At 58.5% G+C, this 24,251-nt stretch carries 24 protein-coding genes and 3 tRNA genes; 14 read left to right on the forward strand and 13 right to left on the reverse strand.

Annotated features, from left to right (window positions below):
• Positions 1-42: 42 nt before the first annotated feature.
• Positions 43-588 (forward strand): YaeQ family protein, encoded by a 546-nt coding sequence (locus QUE41_RS03000; protein ID WP_286341477.1) that lies wholly within the window; start codon positions 43-45, stop codon positions 586-588.
• A 2-nt stretch (positions 589-590) separates the two neighbouring features.
• On the opposite strand, the gene QUE41_RS03005 is transcribed toward QUE41_RS03000, so the two are convergent.
• From QUE41_RS03005 to QUE41_RS03035, 7 genes are all read right to left on the reverse strand, one after another.
• Complete coding sequence (locus QUE41_RS03005; protein ID WP_286341478.1) at positions 591-1,016, reverse strand: HIT domain-containing protein; 426 nt, start codon at positions 1,014-1,016, stop codon at positions 591-593.
• Positions 1,017-1,024: 8 nt separating this feature from the next.
• A complete protein-coding gene (locus tag QUE41_RS03010; RefSeq protein ID WP_286341479.1) occupies positions 1,025-1,546 on the reverse strand; it encodes a phosphatase PAP2 family protein in 522 nt (173 codons plus the stop codon).
• Between the two features lie 76 nt (positions 1,547-1,622).
• Positions 1,623-3,566 (reverse strand): DEAD/DEAH box helicase, encoded by a 1,944-nt coding sequence (locus QUE41_RS03015; RefSeq protein ID WP_286341480.1) that lies wholly within the window; start codon positions 3,564-3,566, stop codon positions 1,623-1,625.
• Between the two features lie 281 nt (positions 3,567-3,847).
• The gene (locus tag QUE41_RS03020; RefSeq protein WP_286341481.1) at positions 3,848-4,477 is read right to left on the reverse strand and encodes a glutathione S-transferase family protein; all 630 of its coding nucleotides are present in this window, start codon (positions 4,475-4,477) and stop codon (positions 3,848-3,850) included.
• 116 nt (positions 4,478-4,593) lie between these two features.
• Positions 4,594-5,127 (reverse strand): outer membrane beta-barrel protein, encoded by a 534-nt coding sequence (locus QUE41_RS03025; RefSeq protein ID WP_286341482.1) that lies wholly within the window; start codon positions 5,125-5,127, stop codon positions 4,594-4,596.
• 534 nt (positions 5,128-5,661) lie between these two features.
• A tRNA-Phe gene (locus QUE41_RS03030) sits at positions 5,662-5,737 on the reverse strand.
• A gap of 743 nt (positions 5,738-6,480) precedes the next feature.
• Positions 6,481-6,556 (reverse strand) — tRNA-Phe (locus QUE41_RS03035).
• A 155-nt stretch (positions 6,557-6,711) separates the two neighbouring features.
• On the opposite strand from QUE41_RS03035, the gene QUE41_RS03040 reads away from it, so the two are divergent.
• Positions 6,712-7,212, forward strand: a complete 501-nt coding sequence (locus tag QUE41_RS03040; protein WP_286341483.1) for a prolyl-tRNA synthetase associated domain-containing protein — start codon at positions 6,712-6,714, stop codon at positions 7,210-7,212.
• Between the two features lie 366 nt (positions 7,213-7,578).
• Here QUE41_RS03040 and QUE41_RS03045 read toward each other — a convergent pair.
• Positions 7,579-7,654 (reverse strand) — tRNA-Phe (locus QUE41_RS03045).
• A 378-nt stretch (positions 7,655-8,032) separates the two neighbouring features.
• On the opposite strand from QUE41_RS03045, the gene QUE41_RS03050 reads away from it, so the two are divergent.
• Positions 8,033-9,241 carry a winged helix-turn-helix domain-containing protein gene (locus QUE41_RS03050; RefSeq protein WP_286341484.1) on the forward strand — a complete coding sequence of 403 codons (1,209 nt, stop codon included), beginning with the start codon at positions 8,033-8,035 and terminating at the stop codon, positions 9,239-9,241.
• Between the two features lie 60 nt (positions 9,242-9,301).
• On the opposite strand, the gene QUE41_RS03055 is transcribed toward QUE41_RS03050, so the two are convergent.
• From QUE41_RS03055 to QUE41_RS03065, 3 genes are read right to left on the reverse strand one after another with little or no spacing between them, the layout of a single operon-like run.
• Positions 9,302-9,898 carry a TlpA family protein disulfide reductase gene (locus QUE41_RS03055; RefSeq protein WP_286341485.1) on the reverse strand — a complete coding sequence of 199 codons (597 nt, stop codon included), beginning with the start codon at positions 9,896-9,898 and terminating at the stop codon, positions 9,302-9,304.
• Positions 9,899-9,900: 2 nt separating this feature from the next.
• On the reverse strand, positions 9,901-10,290 hold the full coding sequence (locus QUE41_RS03060; RefSeq protein ID WP_286341486.1) for a cytochrome c-type biogenesis protein: 390 nt from the start codon (positions 10,288-10,290) through the stop codon (positions 9,901-9,903).
• Positions 10,287-12,188 (reverse strand): heme lyase CcmF/NrfE family subunit, encoded by a 1,902-nt coding sequence (locus QUE41_RS03065; protein ID WP_286341487.1) that lies wholly within the window; start codon positions 12,186-12,188, stop codon positions 10,287-10,289. The genes QUE41_RS03060 and QUE41_RS03065 overlap by 4 nt, the downstream gene beginning before the upstream one ends.
• A 508-nt stretch (positions 12,189-12,696) precedes the next feature.
• Here QUE41_RS03065 and QUE41_RS03070 point away from each other — a divergent pair.
• The 10 genes from QUE41_RS03070 to QUE41_RS03115 all read left to right on the forward strand — a co-directional run bounded on the left by QUE41_RS03070 (position 12,697) and on the right by QUE41_RS03115 (position 22,022).
• Positions 12,697-14,718, forward strand: a complete 2,022-nt coding sequence (locus tag QUE41_RS03070; RefSeq protein WP_286341488.1) for a cytochrome c3 family protein — start codon at positions 12,697-12,699, stop codon at positions 14,716-14,718.
• A gap of 57 nt (positions 14,719-14,775) precedes the next feature.
• The gene (locus tag QUE41_RS03075; RefSeq protein WP_502876011.1) at positions 14,776-15,198 is read left to right on the forward strand and encodes a rhodanese-like domain-containing protein; all 423 of its coding nucleotides are present in this window, start codon (positions 14,776-14,778) and stop codon (positions 15,196-15,198) included.
• Between the two features lie 37 nt (positions 15,199-15,235).
• Entirely contained in the window at positions 15,236-16,024 is a 789-nt protein-coding gene (locus QUE41_RS03080; protein WP_286341490.1) for an FKBP-type peptidyl-prolyl cis-trans isomerase, read from the forward strand.
• Positions 16,025-16,063: 39 nt separating this feature from the next.
• A complete protein-coding gene (locus QUE41_RS03085; RefSeq protein ID WP_286341491.1) occupies positions 16,064-16,762 on the forward strand; it encodes a tetratricopeptide repeat protein in 699 nt (232 codons plus the stop codon).
• A gap of 86 nt (positions 16,763-16,848) precedes the next feature.
• Entirely contained in the window at positions 16,849-17,496 is a 648-nt protein-coding gene (locus tag QUE41_RS03090) for a 4Fe-4S dicluster domain-containing protein (protein ID WP_502876012.1), read from the forward strand.
• A 4-nt stretch (positions 17,497-17,500) separates the two neighbouring features.
• Positions 17,501-18,445: an NrfD/PsrC family molybdoenzyme membrane anchor subunit gene (gene nrfD, locus QUE41_RS03095; protein ID WP_286341492.1), complete on the forward strand. Its 945-nt coding sequence runs from the start codon at positions 17,501-17,503 to the stop codon at positions 18,443-18,445.
• A gap of 47 nt (positions 18,446-18,492) precedes the next feature.
• Positions 18,493-19,017, forward strand: a complete 525-nt coding sequence (locus QUE41_RS03100) for a nitrous oxide reductase accessory protein NosL (RefSeq protein ID WP_286341493.1) — start codon at positions 18,493-18,495, stop codon at positions 19,015-19,017.
• Positions 19,018-19,027: 10 nt separating this feature from the next.
• Positions 19,028-20,299 (forward strand): nitrous oxide reductase family maturation protein NosD, encoded by a 1,272-nt coding sequence (gene nosD / locus QUE41_RS03105; RefSeq protein WP_286341494.1) that lies wholly within the window; start codon positions 19,028-19,030, stop codon positions 20,297-20,299.
• The gene (locus QUE41_RS03110; RefSeq protein ID WP_286341495.1) at positions 20,296-21,207 is read left to right on the forward strand and encodes an ABC transporter ATP-binding protein; all 912 of its coding nucleotides are present in this window, start codon (positions 20,296-20,298) and stop codon (positions 21,205-21,207) included. Before nosD ends, QUE41_RS03110 begins: the two co-directional genes overlap by 4 nt.
• A complete protein-coding gene (locus tag QUE41_RS03115; protein WP_286341496.1) occupies positions 21,201-22,022 on the forward strand; it encodes an ABC transporter permease in 822 nt (273 codons plus the stop codon). The genes QUE41_RS03110 and QUE41_RS03115 overlap by 7 nt, the downstream gene beginning before the upstream one ends.
• Positions 22,023-22,070: 48 nt before the next feature.
• Here QUE41_RS03115 and QUE41_RS03120 read toward each other — a convergent pair whose 3' ends face one another.
• Together QUE41_RS03120 and mutY are read right to left on the reverse strand one after the other, a co-directional pair.
• Positions 22,071-22,346 (reverse strand): oxidative damage protection protein, encoded by a 276-nt coding sequence (locus QUE41_RS03120; RefSeq protein WP_028110430.1) that lies wholly within the window; start codon positions 22,344-22,346, stop codon positions 22,071-22,073.
• Positions 22,347-22,402: 56 nt separating this feature from the next.
• On the reverse strand, positions 22,403-23,458 hold the full coding sequence (gene mutY, locus QUE41_RS03125) for an A/G-specific adenine glycosylase (RefSeq protein ID WP_286341497.1): 1,056 nt from the start codon (positions 23,456-23,458) through the stop codon (positions 22,403-22,405).
• 79 nt (positions 23,459-23,537) lie between these two features.
• Between mutY and trmB the strand changes: the two genes are divergently transcribed.
• The gene (trmB, locus tag QUE41_RS03130) at positions 23,538-24,248 is read left to right on the forward strand and encodes a tRNA (guanosine(46)-N7)-methyltransferase TrmB (protein ID WP_286341498.1); all 711 of its coding nucleotides are present in this window, start codon (positions 23,538-23,540) and stop codon (positions 24,246-24,248) included.
• Positions 24,249-24,251: the final 3 nt, after the last annotated feature.

A 24,251-nucleotide genomic window follows, 5' to 3' on the forward strand; every position in this document is an offset into this window, starting at 1 on the left:
CACTCCAGCGGTTACCCTTATTACTTCTGGAATTGAGAACTGATGGCCCTGAAAGCGACGGTGTTCCGTGCCCACGTCGAGTTGGCGGATATGGATCGCCACCAATATTTGAGCGAAAGTCTGACTCTGGCCCGCCACCCCTCGGAAACCGACGGTCGGCTGATGGTGCGGTTGCTGGCCTGGTGCATGTATGCCGAAGAGAAACTGGAGTTTACCAAGGGGCTGTGTGCCGATGACGAGCCTGAGCTGTGGCTGAAGAACGATGCCGGTGAGATTGAGCTGTGGATTGAGCTCGGCCAGCCCGATGAGAAGCGCCTGAAAAAGGCCTGCTCCCGTGCCAGGCAGGTGGTGCTGTTCAACTATGGTGAGCGTTCCGCCCAGGTGTGGTGGCAGCAGAACCAGGGCAACCTGGGCCGCCATGACAACCTGACCATCTGGAGCCTGTCCGATGAGGCCTTCAATGGCCTGGCTGATCTGGCGGACAGAAACATCCGCCTGCAGGCCAACATCATGGATGGTCAGTGCATGCTCTCGACCGAAACCGGCTCCATCTCAGTAGAGCCGGAGTGTCGTCAGAAGGCGGGATAACCCTAGGCCACCACAAAACCCTGGATTCGGGAGAGCCACTGCTGCCACTGGTGGCTCTTCTGCTCCAGCTCATGCTCCGACTCCAGCAGCGCCGGATGGGCGCCCCAGATGGGGCCCGGCCAGGCGTCATCGCTGGCAAATCTGGCCACATGGTGCAGATGCAGCTGAGGCACCATGTTCCCCAAAGACGCCACATTTACCTTATCCGGGCTCAGCACCTCCTCCATGATCTGCGCCACCTGGCAGGACTCCCGCATCATTTGCTGCTGATCGTCGTCACTCAGGTGGTGGATCTCCTTGATACCGCTGCGCTCGGGGATCAGGATAAGCCAGGGGTAGCGGCCATCCTTGGAGAGCCTTACCTGACACAGACTCAGGTGACCAATCAGCATGGAGTCCTGCTCCAGCCGCTCGTGTAGCTCAAACATAGCTTCTCCTAGAATTTGAATTGGCCGACCAGGCCAGCCGTCTCACCATCATAGTAGGGGGCGATGGCCAGATCCGGGTGCGGGGACACAATAAAGTGGTTGAACGCCAACCCGATGGCGGCACCGGCGAGCACATCCTCAACTTCATGGTTGTCGGTCTGGACCCGGGCATAGCCGGTGTAACCAGCGAGAAGGTAGGCGGGCAGGGCATATTGCCAGCCATAGCGACGATGCAGGAAGCCTGCGCTGGAGAAGGTGAGTGCGGCGTGACCGCTGGGGAAGGCATCGTCATCCTTGCCATTTGGGCGCTCTTTGTCGACCGCAGCCTTCAGGGCATAGGTGGTCAGGGCAGTGGCGCCCAGGCTGTAGCCAAACTGCCACAGCCCCTCTTCATCCTCTTCGACGAAGTAGGCGATGGATGCCGCAGCGGCAGGCAGGGCAAACTCCAGTACATCACTGCTGTTTTCCGTAAAGGAGGCATTGGCCCCAAAACTGGCGGTAACTGCCAGAGATATTAAGATTTTTCTCATAAAAAAAGCTGCCCTCCAAGAAGGAGGGCAGCTTATCAGACCTGAGGGTTGAGCGGAATGATCCGCTCAATGCCTGTTAGTCGTTGAATTCGCGACGCTGGCGCTTGCCCTGGTAACCGCCTTCGTTGCGGCGACCACGGAACTCACCGTCTTCGCGGCGGCCACGGAATTCGCCGTCGTTGCGACGAGGGCGGAATTCACCGTCGTTACGACGAGGGCGGAACTCACCATCTTCGCGACGACCACGGAACTCACCGTCGTTGCGGCGACCACGGGAGTCGCCGTCGTTGCGACGACCACGGAATTCACCGTCACGGCGACCGCGGAACTCACCATCGCGACGAGGACGACGGTTGTCATCACGATCCCGAGGCGGGATCTGCTCAGAGGTGATCTGACCGTCGATCTGGCGGTTGCGGATGCGGATCTTACGCATGTCGTTCTGAACGTAAGGAGGCATGTTCTGCGGCAGCTGCACCAGAGTGTGGGCATCGAACAGGCGGATCTGACCGATGAGACGGCTCTCCAGCTGCAGTTCGTTGGCCAGGGCGCCGACGATGTCCTTCACCTGGGCGCCATGCTCACGGCCAACGGCCAGACGGTAGGTGTCGAAGTTGATGTTCTCGCGACGTGGGCGACGATCATCACCATCGCGGTCACGACGTTCGGAACGCTCGCGGCGCTCGAAACGAGGCTCTGGATCTGGCTTAGGCTTCAGAGGCTTCTTACGCTGGCGTTCAAACAGCAGGGCGGCGGCCAGGCTGAGAATGTCCTTCTCGGTCTTCTCGGCCATTTCGGTCAGCATACCCTTCAGCTCTTCCAGGTCTCGCTCGTCGATGCAGGTGGTCAGTTCCTCCTGCAGGCGGCCAACCCGGTGACGGCCCAGCTCTTCAGCGGTCGGCAGATCCATGGGGATGATGGTGCCCTTGGTCTGGCGCTCATAGGTGCGGAGCAGACGCATTTCGCGAGGACGGGCGAACAGAATCGCTTCACCTTCACGACCGGCACGACCGGTACGGCCGATACGGTGTACGTAGGACTCGGAGTCCATGGGCAGGTCGTAGTTCACTACGTGGGTGATACGAGGCACATCCAGACCACGGGCGACTACGTCGGTGGCGATCAGGATGGAGATACGACCTTTGTGCAGCTGGGCAACGGTGTGCTCACGCTGCTGCTGGCTCATGTCACCGTTGAGGGCGGCGGCCTTGAAGCCCAGGCCGTTCAGGTGGGCGGCCAGGTCGACGGTGTCACCACGGGTACGGACAAACACGATCATGGCGTCGTAGGGCAGAGTCTCTGCCAGACGCTCCAGGGCAGTCTGCTTGGAAACGCCGGTAACTTTCCAGGCTTTCTGGGTAATGTTGGCCTTTGCGTTTACATCTGCAGCGATCTTGACGTGCTTGGGATCTTTCAGGAAGCGCTGGGCGATGCGACGGATCTGCTGAGGCATGGTGGCGGAGAACAGTGCCATCTGAGTCTCAGAGTCCAGGTGCTCCAGGATCCACTCGATATCTTCGAGGAAGCCCATGTTGAGCATCTCATCTGCTTCGTCCAGTACGCAGCAGCTAACCTTCTCCAGGTCGATGCTACCGCGACGAATGTGGTCCATCAGGCGGCCGGGAGTAGCCACGACTACCTGACAGCCGCGCTCCAGATCACGCAGCTGAGGGCCGTAGGGCTGGCCACCGTACAGGGTGGTGACGCGCAGGCCGCGCAGGTTTACAGCGAACTCTTCCAGGGATTTGGCAACCTGAATTGCCAGTTCACGGGTCGGGGCGAGCACCAGCATCTGAATGTGGCGCTGGCTGGGATCTATGCGGGCCAGCCCGGGCAGACCAAAGGCAGCGGTTTTACCGGTACCGGTCTGGGCTTCACCCAGGATGTCGTTGCCCTCAATCATGTAAGGGATGGCTTGGGCCTGAATCGGTGTGGGGGCGGTAAAGCCCAGGTCAGTAACGGCCGCAAGCAGAGGAGCCGGCAGATTTAAGCCAGCGAAATCAATAGTGGTATCAGACATGTATATCCAGTCAGGTTGTCGCAGCTTGGCTGCGAAGCGGAGCAACGAGGCATTAGCCCAAACAACAACCCATTTAGAGCCGCCCTGGCCGGCAGACGTTGTATGGCGCTAATAGCCTCCCAATAAGGGAGATAGATCCCGAGGGCGCGCATATTACTCTTTGTAGAGCTAAAAGCAAGTGTTTTGATGAAAAAAACGCCAAAGAAAATTGAACCTAGCCATAAATCTAGCCAAAGAGGCTGAAATCCCTTCGGAATTCAGCCTTTGTTACGGCGAACAGGTCACTGCTGGTCGGGAAGGGCCTCCAATTCACGCTGCAGTGCACGGCCCATGGCGGGTCTCTGAGACAGTCTTAAGCGGTAATTTTCGAGCTTATCCGGCAAGGGCACCTTAAAACCGTGAGCCCAGTTGAGGGTGTGGGCCAGCAGAATGTCGGCCACGGTGGGGTTTTTCCCCAACAGGTAGCCCTGCTCTGGTACCCAGGGCTCCATCAGCGAGACGGCACGGGCAAACTCCCAGACAGCGGTGTCGATTACCGCGGGGACCCGCCGCTCTTCGGGCAGGGCAAATTTGTGCTTACCTATGGTCCAAAGCGGTTGTTCCAGCTCACACAGGGTAAAGAGCAGCAATTGATGATGCCGGGCCGCGTCGTCTGTGCCAGGCTGAGGGAGCCAGTGGCTGCCATACTTCTCTGCCAGGTGCAGGCAGATGGCGCCGGACTCCAGCAGAGTCAGTTCGCCATCGGTAAGCGCGGGTACTTTGCCTGCGGGGTTTACTGCCAGATAGTCGGGACTGCGGTGTTCCCCTTTGTTGAAGTTCACCAGGGAGTAGTGCCACTCCAGCCCCAGCTCTTCCAGCAGCCAGGAGATTCTCAGTGAGCGGGTGCGGGGAAAACCATAGAGGGTGATCATAGATGCTCCATATCCTTGGGGTGACTGCCTTTTAAGCTAGTGGCTATGGGGCGGGTTGGCAATGAGTGCCATGACAGGAGGGGGGATTCAGGCCGCCAGAGGCGGCCTGACTGGCTTTAGAAGGTGATGGTGGCGCCTATGGTGTACATCCAGGTGCCATCGAGCACATCCAGATACTCCACTTCGCCACGAAGTGCGAAGCTGCCCAGTTCGAACTCCAGACCTACGCCGCCGGCGGCGTCAAAGCCGTCATCACTGCTACTGGTATCACCGATGTCGATGTCAGAGTCCCAGTAGATGCCACCTAGCTTGCCGAAGACCCTCACCGGGCCTAGGGGGATGCCGGCAACGGCGAAGAGATCCAGCCCATAGGGGTCGATCTTGGTGCCAGAGTCGGAAGGGGAACCCAGATCTACGTAGCCGCCTTCGATGGCCAGCAGACCACTGAACTGGTAGCCGCCGAAGATTTTCCAGGCAAAGTCGTTTTCATCGAAATCGAAGTCGCCCAGATCCGGATCGGCACCATCCTGTTCTATGGTGGCGGAGCCCAGGGATGCGCCCATATAGAAGCCTTCATCTTTAGCTTGGGCAGAGGTGGTAGCAAAGGCCAACAGCAGGCCCAGTGTCAATGCACTTAGTGATTTGTTCATCATCAATTCCTTTTGTTGCTCTATTTGAGTGCTCCCGTACTGTGCGGGTGCTGTTTGAGCCTAGTAAAGAAGCTGATAATTACAAGTTCGATGCAAAATGCGGGTTTTTTCCGACATTTGAGCCGAAAAAGGGGGAGGGTTTCTCAGCGGTGTTGGTCAGTTGAAGCCGTGCGCTCGGGAACTGGCACAACCGCTAAACGAAAAAAGCGCCAACCTTGCGGTTAGCGCTTTTCTCTAAGATGGTGCCTCGACCCGGAAACGAAAGGCAGGATGCCTGAAGTAACATCGCTTGCGATGGCCCGAAGGGCGAAGTCATCGAACCAAGCGAAGCGACGTTCGATTACCGGGTTAGGCACCTTGCTCGGGCTTCAACAGCCCCCAGAAACGAAAAAAGCGTCAGTCTTTCGACTAACGCTTTTCTCTAAAATGGTGCCTCGACCCGGAATCGTACGCGGCCGGCCAGGTCAGGGACACGCCGTTGGCACAACGGCTAATACGAAAAAGCCCCGAACTTGCGTTCAGGGCTCTTCAATATGGTGCCTCGACCCGGAATCGAACCAGGGACACGGGGATTTTCAATCCCCTGCTCTACCAACTGAGCTATCGAGGCGACGGGGCGTATTAAACGGATTTCGTGCTGGCAAGTCAACAGCAATTCCGCTCAAAAGTGCTGACTGGCGAATCTTTGTCTTTTGTGGCGGTGAATTGGGCTTGGATTGATGGATTTTGGTGCTTTGTTCAGTAAGCCACTGGACCCCGGCCTGCGCCGGGGAGACGATTGTGCGGGGATTGGGAAAGCACTTCGTTGCCTCGACCGCGGAAACGAAAGGCAGGATGCCTGAAGTAACATCGCTTGCGACGGTCATAGTACGCGGCTGGCTAGGTGGGGGCGCCTAGCCCAGGGACACGCGGCTGGTACAGCCGCTAAACGAAAAAAGCGCCTATGTTGCGGTGGGGACGCCCAGTCTAGCGCTATTCTCTAAGATGGTGCCTCGACCCGGCAACGGAGGGAGGAACGACCGGAGTAACATCGCTTGCGATGGCCCGAAGGGCGAAGTCATCGTACGGGGGCGCCTAGCCCAGGGACACGCGGCTGGTACAGCCGCTAAACGAAAAAAGCGCCTATGTTGCGGTGGGGACGCCCAGTCTAGCGCTTTTCTCTAAGATGGTGCCTCGACCCGGCAACGGAGGGAGGTACGACCGGAGTAACATCGCTTGCAATGGCCCGAAGGGCGAAGTCATCGAACCAAGCGAAGCGACGTTCGATTACCGGGCTAGGCACCCTGCTCGGGCTTCAACAGTTCCCAGAAACGAGAAAAGGCTCCGATGTTTCCATCAGAGCCTTCTCAAATATGGTGCCTCGACCCGGAATCGAACCAGGGACACGGGGATTTTCAATCCCCTGCTCTACCAACTGAGCTATCGAGGCAACGGGGGTGTATTAAACGGATTTAACGCAGGGGAGTCAACCGTTTTTTTCGCCCGCATGCCCGTCTGCTGCAAAATTGTGCACGGTGGAGGAGTCTGGACTCCCGTGCAGGACACCTTTATGGTTGAGGCCTGGATTCCTAATTGAATGATGCGATGAATATTGAGGTATTTCTGCAGCAACACCTCATCGAGTTTGAGCGCTTTGAGCATCCCCCACTTGAGAACTGCACCGAAGCAGACAGGCTGAAACTGCATCGGCCGGGTCAGCGCCTGAAGAATCTGTTTCTAAGAGATAACTATGGACGGCGCCACTTCCTTTTGATCACCCGGGCAGATAAGGCTGTGGATCTCAAACAACTCTCGAGGGACCTGAAGATCAGCCGCCTGGGTTTTGCCTCTGCAGAGCGTATGCAGAAGTTCTTGGGGGTATCGCCAGGGCATGTGTCTTTGCTGGCCCTGATTAATGACCCTGAACACCAGGTGGAACTGTGGTTTGATGCGGATATCTGCAACGGGCAGGCGTTTCAGTGCCACCCACTGGTGAATACGGTGACCCTGGTGTTGTCCGAAGCCAACGTAGAGCGCTTCCTGAACCTGGTAGGTCACAGGCCTAAAATCCTTGATATTCCGGAAGTTGGTGGTCAAAAGGTTTAATGTTTGGCTTAAATGTGCCGAAACTGATGAGGTCGCATGCCTGGTGAAGCACTTGGGCTGTGAAGAAGACCGTGGTGCCTCGACCCGGCAACGGAGGGAGGAACGACCGGAGTAACATCGCTTGCGATGGCCCGAAGGGCGAAGTCATCGGACTAAGCGAAGCGACGTGAGATTACCGGGTTAGGCACCCTGCGCGGGCTTCAACAGTCCGCAGAAATGAAAAAAGCGTCAGTCTTTCGACTAACGCTTTTCTCTAAGATGGTGCCTCGACCCGGAATCGTACGCGGCCGGCCAGGTCAGGGACACGCCGTTGGCACAACGGCTAATACGAAAAAGCCCCGAACTTGCGTTCAGGGCTCTTCAATATGGTGCCTCGACCCGGAATCGAACCAGGGACACGGGGATTTTCAATCCCCTGCTCTACCAACTGAGCTATCGAGGCGGTGGACGGCTATTAAACGGTGGTCGGGCAAAAAGGTCAAACGATTTTAGCTCAATGTGTACCGTTTGCCGAAAAAAGAGCCATCTGCCTGTGGTGGAGGGACATAAGTCAAACCCCTCAATCCAACCGGGTTCACACCCCGGTCAACTGCCCGAATAATGACTCGGTTTCTGCGAAAATCATCACAGGAACAGTAGGGGGCAAACGGCATAATAGTCCTTGATTGTAAAACCATTTTGGGGCGCCAATGGTGCCCGAGAGCGATTCTCAAACTCAACCCAGGCAAGCACAGTGAAAACAATACAGATAACCCCTTATCTTGTACTGGATAATCAGCATCTTTGCTTGATAGATACGAGATCCTCCGAAGAGATTAAGTTGTCCTTTGCCGAGGCCGCAGTACTCAGCTATCTGATGCAGCATCAGGATGAGATTTGCACCAAGGAGGTGCTGCTTCAGGAGGGGTGGCCCGATCGGGTGGTGGCTCCCTCGTCGCTGATCCAGTGTGTCAGCACCCTGCGAAAAAAGCTGGAACTCTTCCCCGAAGTAAACCTGAAGACGGTGGCTCGCCGCGGCTATCAGGTGGTGGTTGCCAGTGCCCGGCCGTTGGCGGAAGAGCCTTCTGCTGAATCCTTGAACGAGGTGGTCGAGCCTCAGGTTGTTTCTCACCGAACTAAGCCGTTGATTGCCGTTGGCGCCATCGCCGCCACCCTGGTGATGGCGGCTCTGGTTTACCTGCTGTTGCCAAGGTTCCACGCCAGCAACTCTGTCAGTGACTGGACCTGGATAGAGCAGGGGGAGCTTCGAATCGGCAGTGAAACCGGCCCCACAGAGCTGCTGGCCTCCAGTGATCAGGCCCGGCCTGAGCTGGCTCGCTGGCAACGGCATTTTGATACCAGCTCCACCAGGGCGATCATCAGGGACTACAAGGCGTTTGCCCTGACCGATGGCAAGACCGATTCCATCTCCATCTGCCCCGGTTTTGACGGCAACTGCCCAGGTAAGGACATCATCAATATCAACTTCCCCACCACCGAAAAGGTGAAGATGGACTTGCCGGTGTTCTTCGAGCTGGCGAAGATCATGGAGCAGCGCATCAGGTATAACCGTATTGAGCTGCCGACGGTTCCCTTCCACCAGGGGGAGCTGACCGAACACATGTACAGTGCGGATGTCTATTTCCCCAGAAACGATCAGCTGTTGGTGCGGGTCGATCACAACATCTCACTGGTCTACAAGGATGAGTCCAAGGGGCTGTTCTTCGCCTCTTTCTGCGTCACCGATCAGGACTGCCTGACTTCGCCTATCAAGTACAACTTCGAGGGTGAGTTCACTCGCTTTACCGCAGACATAGGCGGTCACAAGGTGGATGTGTTCAAGATTGAAACTCAGTCCCGTAACCTGCTGAAACCGGAGAAGGTGACTCAGGCTGCGCTGCCATTTTACCGGGAGCTGCGCCGCCAGAGCCTGTCCGAAGAGCCTCTCTATTTCTATCGCTTCTATCAGGATGAGCACTCCGCTGCCTGGGTGATCCCCTTTTATGGCTACTCCATGGCGTGGATGAAAAAATCCACCATGGCGATGTAAGCCGGAGCAGTGCTAACGAAAAAGGGCGGCCACTGGCCGCCCTTTTCGCTTTCTCAGTTGTTAACTTTGTGGCTTGGCCGCGCTGTACTTGGCAATCAGTTTATCCAGGTATGGGGCGACTTCCGGGTCCTCCCAGTCCAGGTAGCCGCGGACGAAACCGACGATGTTGCCATTGCCGTCGAGCACATAGGTGGCGGGCACCACGTTTACCGGCATCACGCCGTGCATGCTGTGGTCAGCATCGAACAGGGTCTCGATGCCTTGCAACTGGTAGTTGGCCAGGATCTTGTAGACCTCATCCGGGCTCTGTTCGTCAATGGAGACCGGCACCACGGCCAGGGGCTGTCCCTGGTACTCCTTTTCCATCTGATCCAGGGAGGGCAGCTCTTTCAGGCAGGGACCACACCAGCTGGCCCAGATGTTAATCAGGGTCAGGTTGCCCCTGTGCTGATTCATGGATACCGGGGCACCGTCACGGGCATGAAACACCAGCTCGGGAGGTTTGCGGGCGTTGGTGAACTCCACAAACTTATTCATGATCATCGGTTTGGGGATGGGGTCGCCGGTCCCGTATACCTTCTCCAGGTTTGAAGCGCTTGCTTGAGGCAGCAGCACCAGGGAGGTGAACAGGGTGGCGGTCAGGGTCAGGGCTTTCATCTTTACTCTCCTAGTCCTGGTGGGCGGCGCAGCATGCGGGGCCAGACCACTACCATCAGCAACAGACCGACCAGCAGCACTGGCATCAGCCACAGCGGGGCGGTAGCCCCGGCAAGTCCTGGCTGGTAGCGGATCTGTTCGCCATAGCGTTCCACCAGATATTGGACGACTTGCTCCTCCTGCCGACCCTCCTTGAGCTGCTGGGCAATGAGTCCCTTGAGTTCAAAGGCGATGGCCGCTTCTGAGTCAGCCAGGGTCTGGTTGACCGAAGCGGGACAGCGCAGGCTGGTGGCCAGGCGCTCCACTCGTTGGCTCAGGTCATTGCCGTCTGAGGCGGCTGCGTGAAGCGGCAGGCAAAGCAGTGACAGGCAGAACAGAACAACAACTCTCATCCGTTGTACTCCTGATAGTGGGTGGTGCGGCTGCGTCGCCAGGCCAGCAGACCGCCGAATGCGGTCAGTAAGCCGCCTATCCAAAGCAGCCGAACCCAGGGTTTGTGGCTGATTCGCACCAGAAACTGGTCGTCGTTGATGGCCGGACCCATGGAGATGTAGAGATCGGACAGAGGGGAGTGGTACACCCCGGCGATGGAAACCTCACTGCGATCGTCCAGATAGGTGCGTCTCTGCGGCCTGATGTATGTGAGTGCTTGCTTACCTTCGTCATCAAGCCGGATGACCGCCTCACTTGCCTGGTAGTTGCGTTGCTGTACGTTTAGGGTCTGCTCGTACACTGCGGTGTAGCCGGCCAGGGCCCGGCCGTTGCCCGGGCCCATGCGCACCATGACCGCCTCTTCGTAATGGGTGAGTACCGTTGCCCCCAACACAAAGACGGCCACCCCAAGGTGGGCGAGCCAGGGGGCCAGGAAGAGGTTGAATCTGGACTGTTGCCAATGGTGATAGCCGCAGAGGAGCAGGGAGAGGGCCAGCCAGGAGGCGGACATCAGTCCCATCCACATCCAGTCCGGGCGGTTGCTGCTGGCATACAGGGTCAGAGCCGTGGCGCCGCCGGTGCACAGCAGCAGCAGGACTACCCGCACACCCGTGGTGGTCGCGGGCGGCAGGAGCACCCAACCCAGCAGCAGGGCTGCCAGCAACACCATGGGGATAAATACCGTATTGAAGTAGGGGGCACCCACAGAGATGCTGCCCAGATCCAGGGCGGCATAGATAAAGGGGTAACAGGTGCCCAGCAGCACAGAGAGGGCAGCGACCACCAGCAGCAGGGAGCCGACCATCACCAGCCAGTGACGACTCTGGCCATTGAGGGCCTGGCCTCGAGCCATGACTGGGGCTTGCCAGGCCAGCAGGGCCAGGGCGGGCAGGGCGGTGGCCAGCAGCAGAATCAGTACCCCGCTTCCCCTTTGGGGGTCCGAGGCAAAGGCGTGTACTGATTGAATGATGCCGGAGCGAACCAGGAAGGTGCCTATCAGGCTGACAATAAAACCGCCCAGGCAGAGAACCAGTGAGGTCAGCACCATGGCCTTCTGGGTGCGGGTCAGATACAGGGTATGCAGCAGAGCGGTACTGAGCAGCCAGGGGATAAAAGAGGCATTCTCTACCGGGTCCCAGAACCACCAGCCTCCCCAGCCCAATTCGTTGTAGGCCCACCAGGAGCCAAACAGATTGCCCAGGGTGAGCATAAACCACGCCAGTAGATTCCAGCGCCGCAGCCATGCCAACTCGGCGCCTTTGATATGGCCTTGGCCCAAGGCGGTCACGGCTCCTGAGAAGAGCACAGCCAGCGCCACGTAGCCGCCAAACACCATGGGTGGATGCAGAATCAGGCCTATGTCCTGCAGCATGGGGTTGAGGTCCCTTCCTTCGATGGGCACTGCGGGCAGCAGCCGATCGAAGGGGTTGGAAGTGAGCAGGATAAACAGCAGGAAACCAAAGCTCAACAGCGCCAGCACCGACGCAGTGCGACTGGCGAAACGGTGCGGGTGATGGGGGCGCGCGGCCACCACCGAGGTGACCAGGGTCAGTCCCAGGGCCCAGAACAGCATGGAGCCCTCATGCCCGCCCCAGAGCGCGGCAACCTTGAAATACCAGGCCAGATGGCTGTTGGAGTGGTTGGCTACATAGGCAACGGAGAAGTCATCGGTCAGGAAGCTGTATACCAGAATGGCCGTCGCACCCAAAGCCAGCGAGGCGCTCAACTGAGCCAGGGGGCGGACAAAGTGATTGAGATAGAGCTCAGCGGATCGTCCCCAAAGCAGCAGGAACAGACCTGTCAGTAAAGAGGTCGCAGTTGCCAGTATCAGTAGAAAGTGGCCTATCTCGGGGATCACAGTCAGCCTCCGGTAAACCTAAGGGGGCTAGGTTTTTCTCATGGGTTTAAATATGACTCTATCACCTATAAATTGGCCTTTCTCTTGGCAAAAATTAATTTTGTGAGCCGGGAACATTTGTTATTGAAATGGTTTTTAATAGAGATTTAATCAAAGGGTGGCTGTCTGTGATCTCGGTGACAATTACCGTTTATTCCTGGGTAAAATATTCTATTTTTATCTTTTTTTATCTGTTTTATCTCCTGAAATTGGCTCGAAAACTCTAAATGGCACCTGCTTTGGTTTTGGTTAAGTGATTGCTAGTAAAGGTATTTGTTGGTAATTGACTGGGGCGTCCGCCTTGAGGCTATAAAGCGAACCCAATTTGTGCTTGAAATCCACTTTTTATGGCCATTCTTCTGTTGTTATCTATAGCGTTTCTTGCAATTACCAACCTAATTGGCTTCAGGCTTGGACACAAAAAGCAATGCCAGGCAAGAAATACAAAACCCTTTTGTAGGAGATAATGATGAAAGGCTGGAAAATAAAGGCGTCTTTGGCCGCCCTGGTCTGTGCATGGACTGGTTCAGCGGTAGCGGCAGATGCCGCCCAAAGTGACCAGGGCTATAAGCAGTCCCCCCAGGCCCAGATGATCTTCGCCAACCCTGACGGGACTGAAGAGGCGAAGGGGGTGAAGACCCTGCATGATTACATCATCCAGGAGAAGGAGCTGTGGGACTTCCTGTTTGAGAACCACCCAGTGTTTAAGACCTACGCCCCTGAGGGCCGGATGGTGGGTAAGCCCCACATCTCCGACCGTGGCGAGGAGTATCTGCACACGGGTAACTCAGAGGACTACAGTGACAAGATTGGTCGTCCCATGGCGGTTCAGTATCGCCTGGGTGCCAAGTCCATTCTGGATTACCCCAACAAGTTTATTGGCCCTGAGAAGTGCGGCGAATGCCACGGCGTTCAGTACGAGAAGTGGAAGCGCTCCCGTCACGCCAAGACCGTACGTTTCCCCGAGGAAGTCGTCGAAGCTGGCGGTGACCTGAAGAAGGGGATGTTCGGCACCGATGTGCCCATTTTGCCTCAAGGTATCACCGAAGACGCCATCTACGCGGTTATTGGTACTCCAAGAACCAAGTACGGCTTCATCGATGCCTGGCTGGTTCGTGGCTCCTACCACGTAAAAGATGGTCTGCTGCGCGATGGCACCGGGACTCTGCACGCCGGTGGCAACCAGTTCTCGGTGAACTGGCTGACCTTCCTGACCCCGGAGAAGGCCCGTGAAATCAAGGAGGTGATCCCTGAATTCCCGGCAGTGATGGAGGAGTTTGGTTACTCCGGATCTGACGTATGGGGTGTGAACTCCTACGGCGCCAAGAAGGACAAGATGTTCCTGTTCCAGCCTGCGTCCTCCTACTGCGAGGTGTGCCACACCTTCAAGTTCGACTTCCAGGACAAGCAGGAGTACTTCGACGCCCTGGGTGATCCTCAGAAACTGCGTGAGCACACCATCTCCAAGGGTATCGCCTGTGAAGAGTGTCACGGCGCCGGTGCCCACCTCGATGGTGGTGTCGGTGGCGGCATGCCTTCCAACTGTGAACGCTGTCACCAGCGCTTCAACTATGTGGCGGAAATGGCCGAAGGCCCCAATGCCAAGCCTGAAGATGCCTTCACCGTGAAGATGAAGGGGGCCTGCCCATCCTGCGGTACCGAAGGTGGCCAGATGTTCAACTCTGCCCACTATGACAAGGGCATGCGTTGTACCACCTGTCACGATCCACACGAGGTTACCGACGGCAGCTACCTGTCCCACGTGACCAAGACCAAGATCAAGAAGGTGTGTGCCGACTGTCACGAGACTCAGGCCGAGTTCCACGCCAGCTCCAAGCCACACGGCGAAGCCGAGTGCTCCTCCTGTCACATGCCCAACATGGGCAGCTGCGAGAAGTTCACCGCCATCCAGTTCCCCGATGAGGCCGGCTTCGACAACGTTCGTGCCTCCCACATCTGGAACATCAAGGTCTCTCCCACCAAGAAGACCCTGAACCCGCCGGAAGGCAAGCCTCGCACCTCCGCCACCAAGGGCTGGACCGTGGCTCAGGATGAAGACGGCTACTCCTACCTGGATCTGATGTGGACCTGTGCCCGCACCTCCGCCCTGGACCGTACTGTGGTCAGCGGCAAAGGCTGCCACAGCCAGTTCCAGTCTGAGCTCGACGAAGGCCTGCACTTCGAAGACCAGATGGAGATCTACGGCGAAGTAATGGAGTGGCAGGAGCCCGTTAAGGAGACCCACGCCAAGGTGGTTAAGCAGCTTCAGCGTATCGATGAGCTGATGAATGTGACCCGCCTGTCCGTTTCCGAGAAGGCCAAGGTACTGATGATGGTCGATAAGGCCCGTGAGTCCGCCGCCAAGATCGAGAAAGACGGCTCCTGGGGTGTCCACGGACCCTCCATGGCGCAGCGCATGATGAACGATGCCTGGATCTACGTTCAGGAAGCTCAGGCCATCATGGATGACGCCGGTTACGACAAAGAGTAACCAACCCTAAGCGCCCCCGGGCAACCGGGGGCCATTCAAATGAGAGAGGCACACACCATGCGTTACCCCATTGCAGCTGCCACGGCCCTGTCCCTGCTGATGGCTGCCCCGGTTTTGGCCGGCGGCGCCGACGAGATTCGGCCGGCAGATGAATATCGTATGGAACTGAATTACATCAGCATGCAGGAAGCAGAGCTGCTGGTAGGCAAAAAGGATGTCTACTTCTTCGATGTGAACACCCTGGAGCTCTGGGCTCAGGGGTTCATTCCCGGGGCGGTGCACTTCTTCACCGAGAACTGGAAGGAGCTGCTGCCCAAGGACAAGAACGCCCAGATGATTTTTTACTGCGCCAACCGCCTGTGCAACGCCAGCGAGATCGCGGCCTATTCGGTGATGCAGATGGGCTACACCAACGTCCGCCAGATGCCAGACGGCATCTTCGGATGGCGGATGTCAGGGCGCCCAACCGAGAAGCCCTGAGCCTTTAGGTACTAACTGGATTAGAAGAGAGACACTCATGAAAACCGCTATCAAACCCCTGATCATCGCCCTGGCTTTCGTTTCTGCTCCCTCACTGGCGGAGCAGGCGCAAACCGACACCGAGTCCTACGCCATCGGCGCCTCCCTGGGCAACTACCTCAATGGCCAGCTGGCCATGCAGGAGGAGTTTGGCCTCAGCGCCGACCTGGAGCAGGTACTCAAAGGGTTCGAGGATGCCGTCAAAGGCCGCTCCTCCCTGGACAAGGAGGCGCTGATCGATGCCCTCAATGCCAGGGCCCAGCTGCTCAATACCCGTAAGGATGAGCGCAAAGCCGCCCGACTGAAAGAGGTGGCCCAGGCCTCCCGCGATTATCTGTCCGATAACGCCGATAAGCCCGGGGTGACCGTGACCGAGTCCGGCCTTCAGTACGAAGTGCTGGTGAAGGGCGAGGGCCAGCTGCCCGCCCGTGAAGACGCGGTCACTGTGCACTACAAGGGCCAACTGGTGGACGGCACCGTGTTTCAGGATACCCGTGCCGACAGTGATGCCCAGCCCCGCCAGGTGGCTCTGATCAACTCCATCGCCGGTTGGGAGGAGGGGCTGCAACTGATGCCTGTGGGCTCCACCTACAAGTTCACCATTCCAGCGGAGCTGGGCTACGGCACCCAGGGGATGGGCGCCATCCCTCCGGGGTCTGCCCTGGTGTTTGAGATTGAGCTTATCGACACCAACAAACCCGGCGATGCCCACAAAGAGATGGGCATGGGCATGGGAATGGGCGCCATGGGCATGGGCTCCATGTCCCAGATGTTTGGCAACCAGTAACAGGCTCGACCCGGATTTCAGTTAGGAGCTGCATTCAGCATGAAAACCCTCTCCCTTAGCATCTTCCTGGCACTGCTGGCCGCGGCATTCACCCTGGCCTGCGGTCACAGAGGCTATCTCCGCGCCGCCGGGGAGGCTGCATTGGGAGAGGGCCCCTCTTTGCCCAGGGCGGGGTGGTGGGCTCCAGCGCTTATGCTGGTTTTCCTCATCCTCATTTCCCTGCTTACCTACTCCCGCCTGGGGCACTTTTCCGGCTGGCAGCAGCAACACACAGAAACCCGGGTCGATTACCTGCTTCAGAGCAGGATCAACCAAAGCATGTTCCAGGCCGAGCGCCGCCCCGAGGATGCCACCAGTTGGTTGGCCCTGGCAGAGAGCCAGGCCGCCGGTGGCCACTATGGTGAGGCGGTGGAGGCCCTGGATCAGGCCCTGGCTCTGCAGGGGGACACCGCTCCCCTGCTGGGCCTGAAGGCCAAATACCTTTACTACCAACAGGGCCGGGCCCTGGGAATCGACGCCGTGGCGGCGGTTTCCCGGGCTCTGAGCCTTGATGACACCGATTTCACCAGCCGTGAACTGCTGGCGTCCCATGCTTTTCGGCAGGGGCAATATCAGCAGGCGGTAGAACATTGGCAGGTGCTGCTGGACAGCGGCGCCGCCGGTACCCGGGAGGCAGCCATCCAACGGGCTGTGGAACGGGCTAAAGCAAGGATAAAAGCGGCAGCCACGCCGCAATAACACAGAGATAGTTGGAGGATGATGTGAACGAAGTGATGTTACCGCGCCGCAGCCTGTTAAAGGGCCTGGGCGTGGGGTCGGTAGCCATGCTGGCGGGAGGATGCGGTTCCACCGATCCTGCCGCCGAAGCTGGTGAAGGACCCAACTATGTGCTGCTGTTTGACCAGACCAAGTGTGTGGGCTGCGGCCGCTGTGAAGACGCCTGTAACCAGGCAAACAATCTGCCGGAGGGCGTTGCCCGCCTGACCCTGGAGCGCCAGAGCGACCGGGTGCCCGGTGCCGTGTGTCCCCGCTGTGGTAAGACAGAGTGTAACTGCGACCGCAAGTACGTGCGGGTCTCTTGCCAACAGTGCGACAACGCTCCCTGCGTCATGGTGTGCCCAACAGGGGCTGCGTACCGGGATGAGAAAACCGGCATCGTCACCATGGATGGCGACAAATGTGCCGGCTGTAAGTACTGCATCGCTGCCTGCCCCTACAAGGTGCGCTTTATCAACAGCGAAACCAAGGTGGCGGAGAACTGCGACTTCTGTCTGCAGAGTCGTCTGGCCAAGGGAGAGCTGCCCGCCTGCGTCAGTCAATGCAAGTTTGACGCCCTGGTGTTTGGTGATGCCAGTGATCCCAAGTCCTACGTCGCCCGCCTGTTGGCGGTGAAGAACACCGCCAGGGTGAAGCCGCACCTGGGTACCGAGCCCAGTGTTCACTACATCCCTATTGCCAAGCCTGAGGTGTAACAAGATGAACGGAATCGATTTTTCCACCGGTCTTGGCGACGCCATCGCCTGGCCCTGGCCCATTGCGGTCTACCTGTTCTTTGCGGGGATCTCCGGTGGCGCCCTGGCCATCGCCCTGCTGATGCGCATCTACAAGAAGCAGACTCAGGACACTCCCCTGCTGAAGGCGGCCGGTGTGGTCTCCTTTGTCACTATTTGCCTGGGGATGCTGTGCCTGGTGCTGGACCTTTCCAACCCGCTGTTTTTCTGGAAGATCCTGCTCTACTACAACCTGAACTCGGTGATGTCCCTGGGCGTTATCGTCTTGCTGTTTTACATTCCGCTGACCGCGGTGATTGCCGCCATCGCCCTGCGGGGTGAACTGGCCCGCTTCCCCCAGCTCAAGCCGCTGATGCCCTGGCTGGAGAGACTGGCGGCGATGCGCAGCCCTCTGGAGTGGCTGACCCTGGTGCTGGCGGTGTCTGTCTGTGCCTACACCGGCTTTTTGATTTCGGCGCTGATCCGCTTCCCCATCATCAACACCTCGCTGCTGCCGGCGCTGTTTATCGTTTCCGGCCTCTCTGCCGGGGCGGCCATGGCCAAAATGGTGGCGGTGAAGTGGTTTGGTGAGTCGCTGCACTCCGAAGAGATGACTCTGCTCCATGGCGCCGAGTGGCCGATCATGGCGGTGGAGGCGATGTTCCTGTTCATGCTGTTCAGTGGACTTATCTTCGGCACAGGTCCCAGCCAGGCGGCCACCCAGGCGTTTTCCCAGGGAGGCTGGTCCAGCCTATTCTGGGGCGGGGTCATCGGCCTCGGCTTTGTTCTTCCCCTGATGCTCAATTTTGCATTGGGTCAAAAGTTTGCCCATTCGGGCAGAGCCTTCTACCTCACGGGCGGCAGCGTGATTTGCGGCATGATGTGCCTGCGACTCTTCCTGCTGTACGCGGGGCAGATCTACACCATCTGATATGAGTACCGGGGAGGCTGGTCCTCCCCACAACCAAGAGAAAGACTATGCGTAACCTCCTGTTGCTCCTTCTGCCCCTGGTTCTGAGCGGCTGCGGCCAATCTGTTGCGGATACCACCCCGGTTGCCGGCCCCAAGGCCCACAGCATTCAGATCACCGACGAGCGACGCTGCCATCAATGCGGCATGTTCATCACCCGCTATCCGGGGCCCAAAGGTGTTGCCAGGGTAAAGGGACAGCCTGGAGATACCGCGTTCTGCTCTACCGGTGATCTGTTCCAGTTTATCCTGCAGCCGCAGAATCGGCGCCAGGTGGAGCAGGCCTGGGTCCACGACCTGGCCCAGACCGACTGGGACCAGCCTTCCGACAGCGCCTTTATCCCGGCAGACAAAGCCTGGTATGTGGTTGGCTCCTCCCGGCACGGGGCCATGGGGCCCACCCTGGCCAGCTTCAGTTCCCGCAACATGGCGGAGGCCTTTGCCAACTCCTACGGCGGCAAGGTGTTTGCCTATGACCAACTGACCCTGGAGATGCTGGGTAAGGGTGGTCATCACAAGCACAAGCATCACTGACGGAGTCCAGATGATGAGAGGGCTGCTGCTTCTGCTGATCTGTTTGCCCCTGCTGTGTCAGGGGGCGAGCATCAGTGTGCGGGGGCCGGAGCAGCTTGCCCACTGGCTGGAGGCGGCCAGGCCTGGTGATGAGCTGAAACTTGAGCCCGGGCGCTACCCGGGCAACTGGCGCATCGGTCAGCCCCTAATCCTGCGGGGGCAGTCCGGAGTGATCTTCGATGGGGGCGGGCAGGGCACCGCCATCTTGCTGGCGGCCAACGGCATAGAGCTGCATGGTTTGACGGTGGAGAATTGGGGCGCTGACCTGCCTGAGATGGATTCCGCCATCCGCGGCGTTAAGGGGGTCTCCGGGATCCTGATTGCCAACAACACCCTGCGTGGTGACGGCTTCGGTATTCGCTTCGATGAGGGGGAGGGGTTTCAGATCCTCGGCAACCTCATTGAGGGAGACACCAGTCGTCCTGTGGTTGCCCGAGGAGACAACATCTACTTCAAGGGCAGCCACCAGGCCGTCATCAGTGGCAATCGCCTAAGCGGTGGCCGTGACGGCGTCTATGTGGAGAGTGTGTCGGAGATGGTGATCGACGCCAACACCATGAGCAATCAGCAGTATCCGGTGCACTACATGTATGCCAGGGAGACGGTCACCAGCAACAACACCAGTCACAATGTCGTGGGCGGCTACGCAATTATGGGCTCCGAAGGGGGGGCAGTACTGGGCAACAGCGTGGAGGATGCGGTAGAGTTCGGCATCCTGCTCAATATCAGCAGTGGAGTGCGGGTTCAGGACAATCTGATACGCCGCATCCATAACCCCGATGCCGCCATCGTCTTCGATGGCGAAGGCAAGGGGATCTACGTCTACGGCGCCCAGGACAACATCATCTCAGGCAATCGCTTTGCCCAGTGCCAGATTGGCATCGCCATGGCTCTGGGTGGGGAGGGCAACCGGGTCTTCGGTAACGACTTTGTCGCCAATCAGGTGCAGGTGCGTTACGTGGGGGATGTGGTGCTGGAGTGGAGTCATAAGGGCCGGGGCAACTTCTGGAGCAGCTACGGCGGCTGGGATGCCAATAAAGATGGCATCGGCGACCTTCCCTATCGGCCAAACGATGCCCTGGATCGGCTGTTCTGGGTCTACCCGGAAGCAAAATTTTTGATGGACTCCCCTGTGGTGGGGGTTCTGCGTTGGCTGGAGCGGCAGATGCTGCCGCCCCAGGCGGAAGGCATTACCGACAGCCGGCCGCTAATCTCTCCCGTCATTGAAAGAAGTAACCTATGACACAAACGGCAGTCTCAGTGGTACAGGTGAGCAAGAGCTTTGGCGAGGTCCAGGCTCTGGATGAGGTCAGCCTGTCTCTGCGTCCCGGCGAACTGCTGGGGTTGCTGGGCCATAACGGCGCCGGCAAGACCACACTGATTAAGTTGATCCTGGGCCTGAGTACCCCGGATCGTGGCCAGATCCGGGTCAATGGCAAGGATCCGGGACGGACCGAACACAGGGCGTCTCTGTCCATCGGTTACCTGCCCGAGCACGTCAGCCTGTATGACAACCTCAGTGGTGGAGAGCTGCTGGGCTATTTCGCCGGCCTGCGCCGGGTAGGCAAGGAGCGGGTCGAAGAGGTGCTGGCCAGGCTGCAGTTGGACTACGCCCGGGATCGCAAGGTGCGCACCTACTCCAAGGGGATGCGCCAGCGCCTGGGGCTGGCCCAGGCGATCCTGGCCGAGCCCAGGGTACTTATTCTGGATGAGCCTACCGTCGGCCTGGATCCCCAGGCCAGCGCCCTGTTCTACGAGCTGGTGGCCGCCCTGAGAAACAATGGCACTGCGGTGATCATCTGTACCCATGAGCTGACTCTCATCGACCGACATCTGGATTCGGCCCTGATCCTGGCCAAGGGGCGTCAGCTGGCCCGGGGCAGCATCGAGGACCTGCGTCAGGAGCACAAGCTGCCCACCAAGGTGGAGGTGGCCGGAGCAGAGCTGCTGGCCAGCCGTGATATGTTGCTGGCGGCAATGTATGACCCTAATAGCAAAGCCTTTATGGTCGGTCAGGAGCAGAAGCAGCAGCTGCTGGAGCACCTGACTGGCCACCACAAGATTTTCGACTTCAATGTCCTGCCCCCGTCGCTGCCTGAGGTGTATCAGAGCTGTCAGCTGCGGGCGCAACTGGAGGAGTTCCCATGCTGAATCCAGTGGCCCTGGTGGCCCACAAAGAGTTTATCGACGGTTTTCGCCACCGCTGGGTAGTCTTTGCCTCTCTCAGCTTTGCACTGCTATCTCTGGCGGTGGCTTTTCTTGGCTCGGCGGTCAGTGGCCAGCTGAGTACTCCGGAGCTGGCGCCAACCATCTCCGCCTTGGCGACTTTGGCGGCCCTGGTGATTCCCCTGCTGGCGGTACTCCTGGGTCACGACAGTTTCGTCGGTGAGCTGGAGGGGGGCACCCTGCTGCTGCTGCTCTCCTACCCCATCAGCCGCTGGCAGCTGTTGCTGGGCAAGTTCCTGGGGCAGGGGGCGGTGCTGGCCACCACCTGCTTCATCGGCTTCGGCGTCACCGCCGTGGCCCTGGGCTTTGTGGTGGGCACCGACCAGTTGCTGGAGCTGACCGCCGCCTTTGCCCTGTTTATCTTCAGCTCGGCGCTGCTGGCCTGCACCTTCCTGCTGGTGAGCTACCTGGTGAGCCTGGCGGTGAGCACCAAGGGCAGGGCGATGGCCATCTGCCTGCTGCTGTGGTTTGTACTGGTGCTGCTCTATGACCTGGTACTGCTGGGGCTGATTGTGGCCGAAGGCAGTGAGTCCTGGGTCAGGGCGCTGATGATGGCCAACCCGGTAGACCTGTTCCGCCTCTCCAACCTGGTGTACGTGGAGCATCAGTCGGTCAGCGGCGTACTCTCCCTGGTTACCTCGCAGAACTCCAACCTGTGGCTGATGCTGCTGCTGATGTTTGCCTGGAGCGCCGCTGGCCTGTTTGCCGGCTGGCAGATCTTCAAGCGTAAAAGAGTCTGACAACTACAAAAAAGCCCGCCAATTGGCGGGCTTTTTCGTGGAACAGGCTTACTTCTCCTCGGGGGGACGGTAGCCTTCAATCTCCACGTCCTGGCCTTCAAACAGGAAGCCGGTCATCTTCTCCTCGAGCATCTGGCGGTGCTCGGGGTTCATCATGTTGAGCTTGTGCTCATTGATCAGCATGGTCTGCTTCTTCTGCCACAGGCCGAAGGCTTCCTTGGAGATGTTGTCGAAGATCTTCTTCCCCAGCTCGCCGGGGTACAGCTGAAAGTCCAGGCCTTCAGCCTCTTTGTTCAGGTATTGGCAAAATACGGTGCGTGCCATGATCGGGTCCTTACCAGATTGGATTGCTCAGTTATACCAAATGCGGCCCTAGAACTCTAATCCCCGCGGCCGGTTACCAGGCTTCTGAGCAGCCCCTCCGTGGGGGCGGCCAGGCCCACCTGAATGTGGCTCCCAAGGGCAAACCAGTTGTGCTCCAGTTCGCCTACCTGACTCGGTTGGCGGCCCAGTTCCAGCTTTACCGGCTGGATGTCCAGATGATAATGGCTGAAGGTGTGGCGAAAAGGTTCGAAGTGGTGCCAGTTGGTGTCGATTCCCTGATTTTCCAGCCACTGTCTGGCCTGCTGCTCGGTGTCGAACTGGGGAAAGCACCACAGGCCGCCCCAGATGCCGCTGGGGGGACGTTTGTGCAGCAGGACTTGGCAGTCGTGCACCAGCATCAGCTGGACACAGGCCCGTACCGGCTTCTCCTTCTTGGGCTTCTTGCCTGGGTAGTCAGTCTGGTTGCCCTGGGCGTGGGCCTGACAATCCTCTCCGACAGGGCATTCGCTGCACTTGGGTTTTGTACGGGTGCAGATCATCGCACCTATGTCCATCATCGCCTGGTTGTAGGCCTGGATCTCATTTGCTGGTGTCACCGCCTCGGTGACCTGCCACAGCCGGTTCTCCACCGCCTTTTGTCCAGGCCAGCCGTCGATGGCCTGGTGACGTGCCAGTACCCGTTTGACGTTGCCATCGAGGATTGGGTGATGCTGGCCGAGAGAGAGGGAGAGCACGGCGCCGGCGGTGGAGCGGCCGATGCCGGGCAGGGCCATGACCTGCTCCAGAGTTTGGGGGAACTCGCCGTTGTGCTCGTTCACGATCGCCTTGGCGGCTTTGTGCAGGTTGCGGGCTCGGGCGTAGTAGCCCAGACCGGTCCAATGGTGGAGCACGTCATCCGTGGGGGCCTCGGCCAGATCTTTGACCGTAGGGAAGCGCTCCATGAATTTCAGGTAGTAGGGAATCACAGTTGCGACCTGAGTTTGTTGCAACATGATCTCTGAGATCCATACTCTGTAGGGACTTTTATCCTGTTGCCACGGCAGGGTTTTTCGTCCCGCGAGCCGGTACCAATGAATCACCCTGTCAGAAAATGGCTTCCTGCTCGCTTCCATCAACTATTCACCTAAATTACAATTGCCGCTTTTTGGCGTCACAGTGTAACGCCTTAGGGCTAAAAGCGAGAAGGTTGAGATGACTGAAGAGCAAAAGCCGGATCTGCCTGAGGGCAAGCGAATCCGCAAGATCCGCTCCTATGTAAAGCGTGAAGGACGCATGACCAAGGGCCAGGCCCGGGCCATGGAGGTCTACTGGCCCACCATGGGCCTGGAGCACGACATGGGCAGAATCGACCTGGCCCAGGTGTTCGGCCGTGAGGCGCCAGTGGTGCTGGAGATCGGTTTTGGCATGGGCAAGTCCCTGGTCGAGATGGCCGCCGCCGAGCCTGAGAAGAACTTCATCGGTATCGAGGTGCACGGCCCTGGTGTGGGCGCTTGCCTGATGTACGCCGAAGAGCTGGGTGTAACCAACCTGCGCGTGTTTGAACACGACGCGGTGGAGATCCTGGCCGATTGCATCCCTGATGCCAGCCTGGACCGGGTACAGCTGTACTTCCCTGATCCCTGGCACAAGAAGCGTCACCATAAGCGCCGCATTGTTCAGCCGGAATTCATTGAATCGGTGCGCAATAAGCTTAAGATGGGCGGCGTATTCCATATGGCGACCGACTGGGAGCACTATGCCGAGCATATGCTGGAGGAGATGAGTGAAGCCCCGGGCTTTACCAACACCGCCGAGAAGGACTTTGTGCCCCGTCCCGATTTTCGTCCCCTGACCAAGTTTGAAGCCCGTGGCCAACGCCTGGGTCACGGTGTCTGGGACCTTATCTTTGCTCGAAACAAATAGGAG

Source organism: Ferrimonas sp. YFM (genome assembly GCF_030296015.1).
Taxonomy (GTDB): Bacteria; Pseudomonadota; Gammaproteobacteria; order Enterobacterales; family Shewanellaceae; genus Ferrimonas.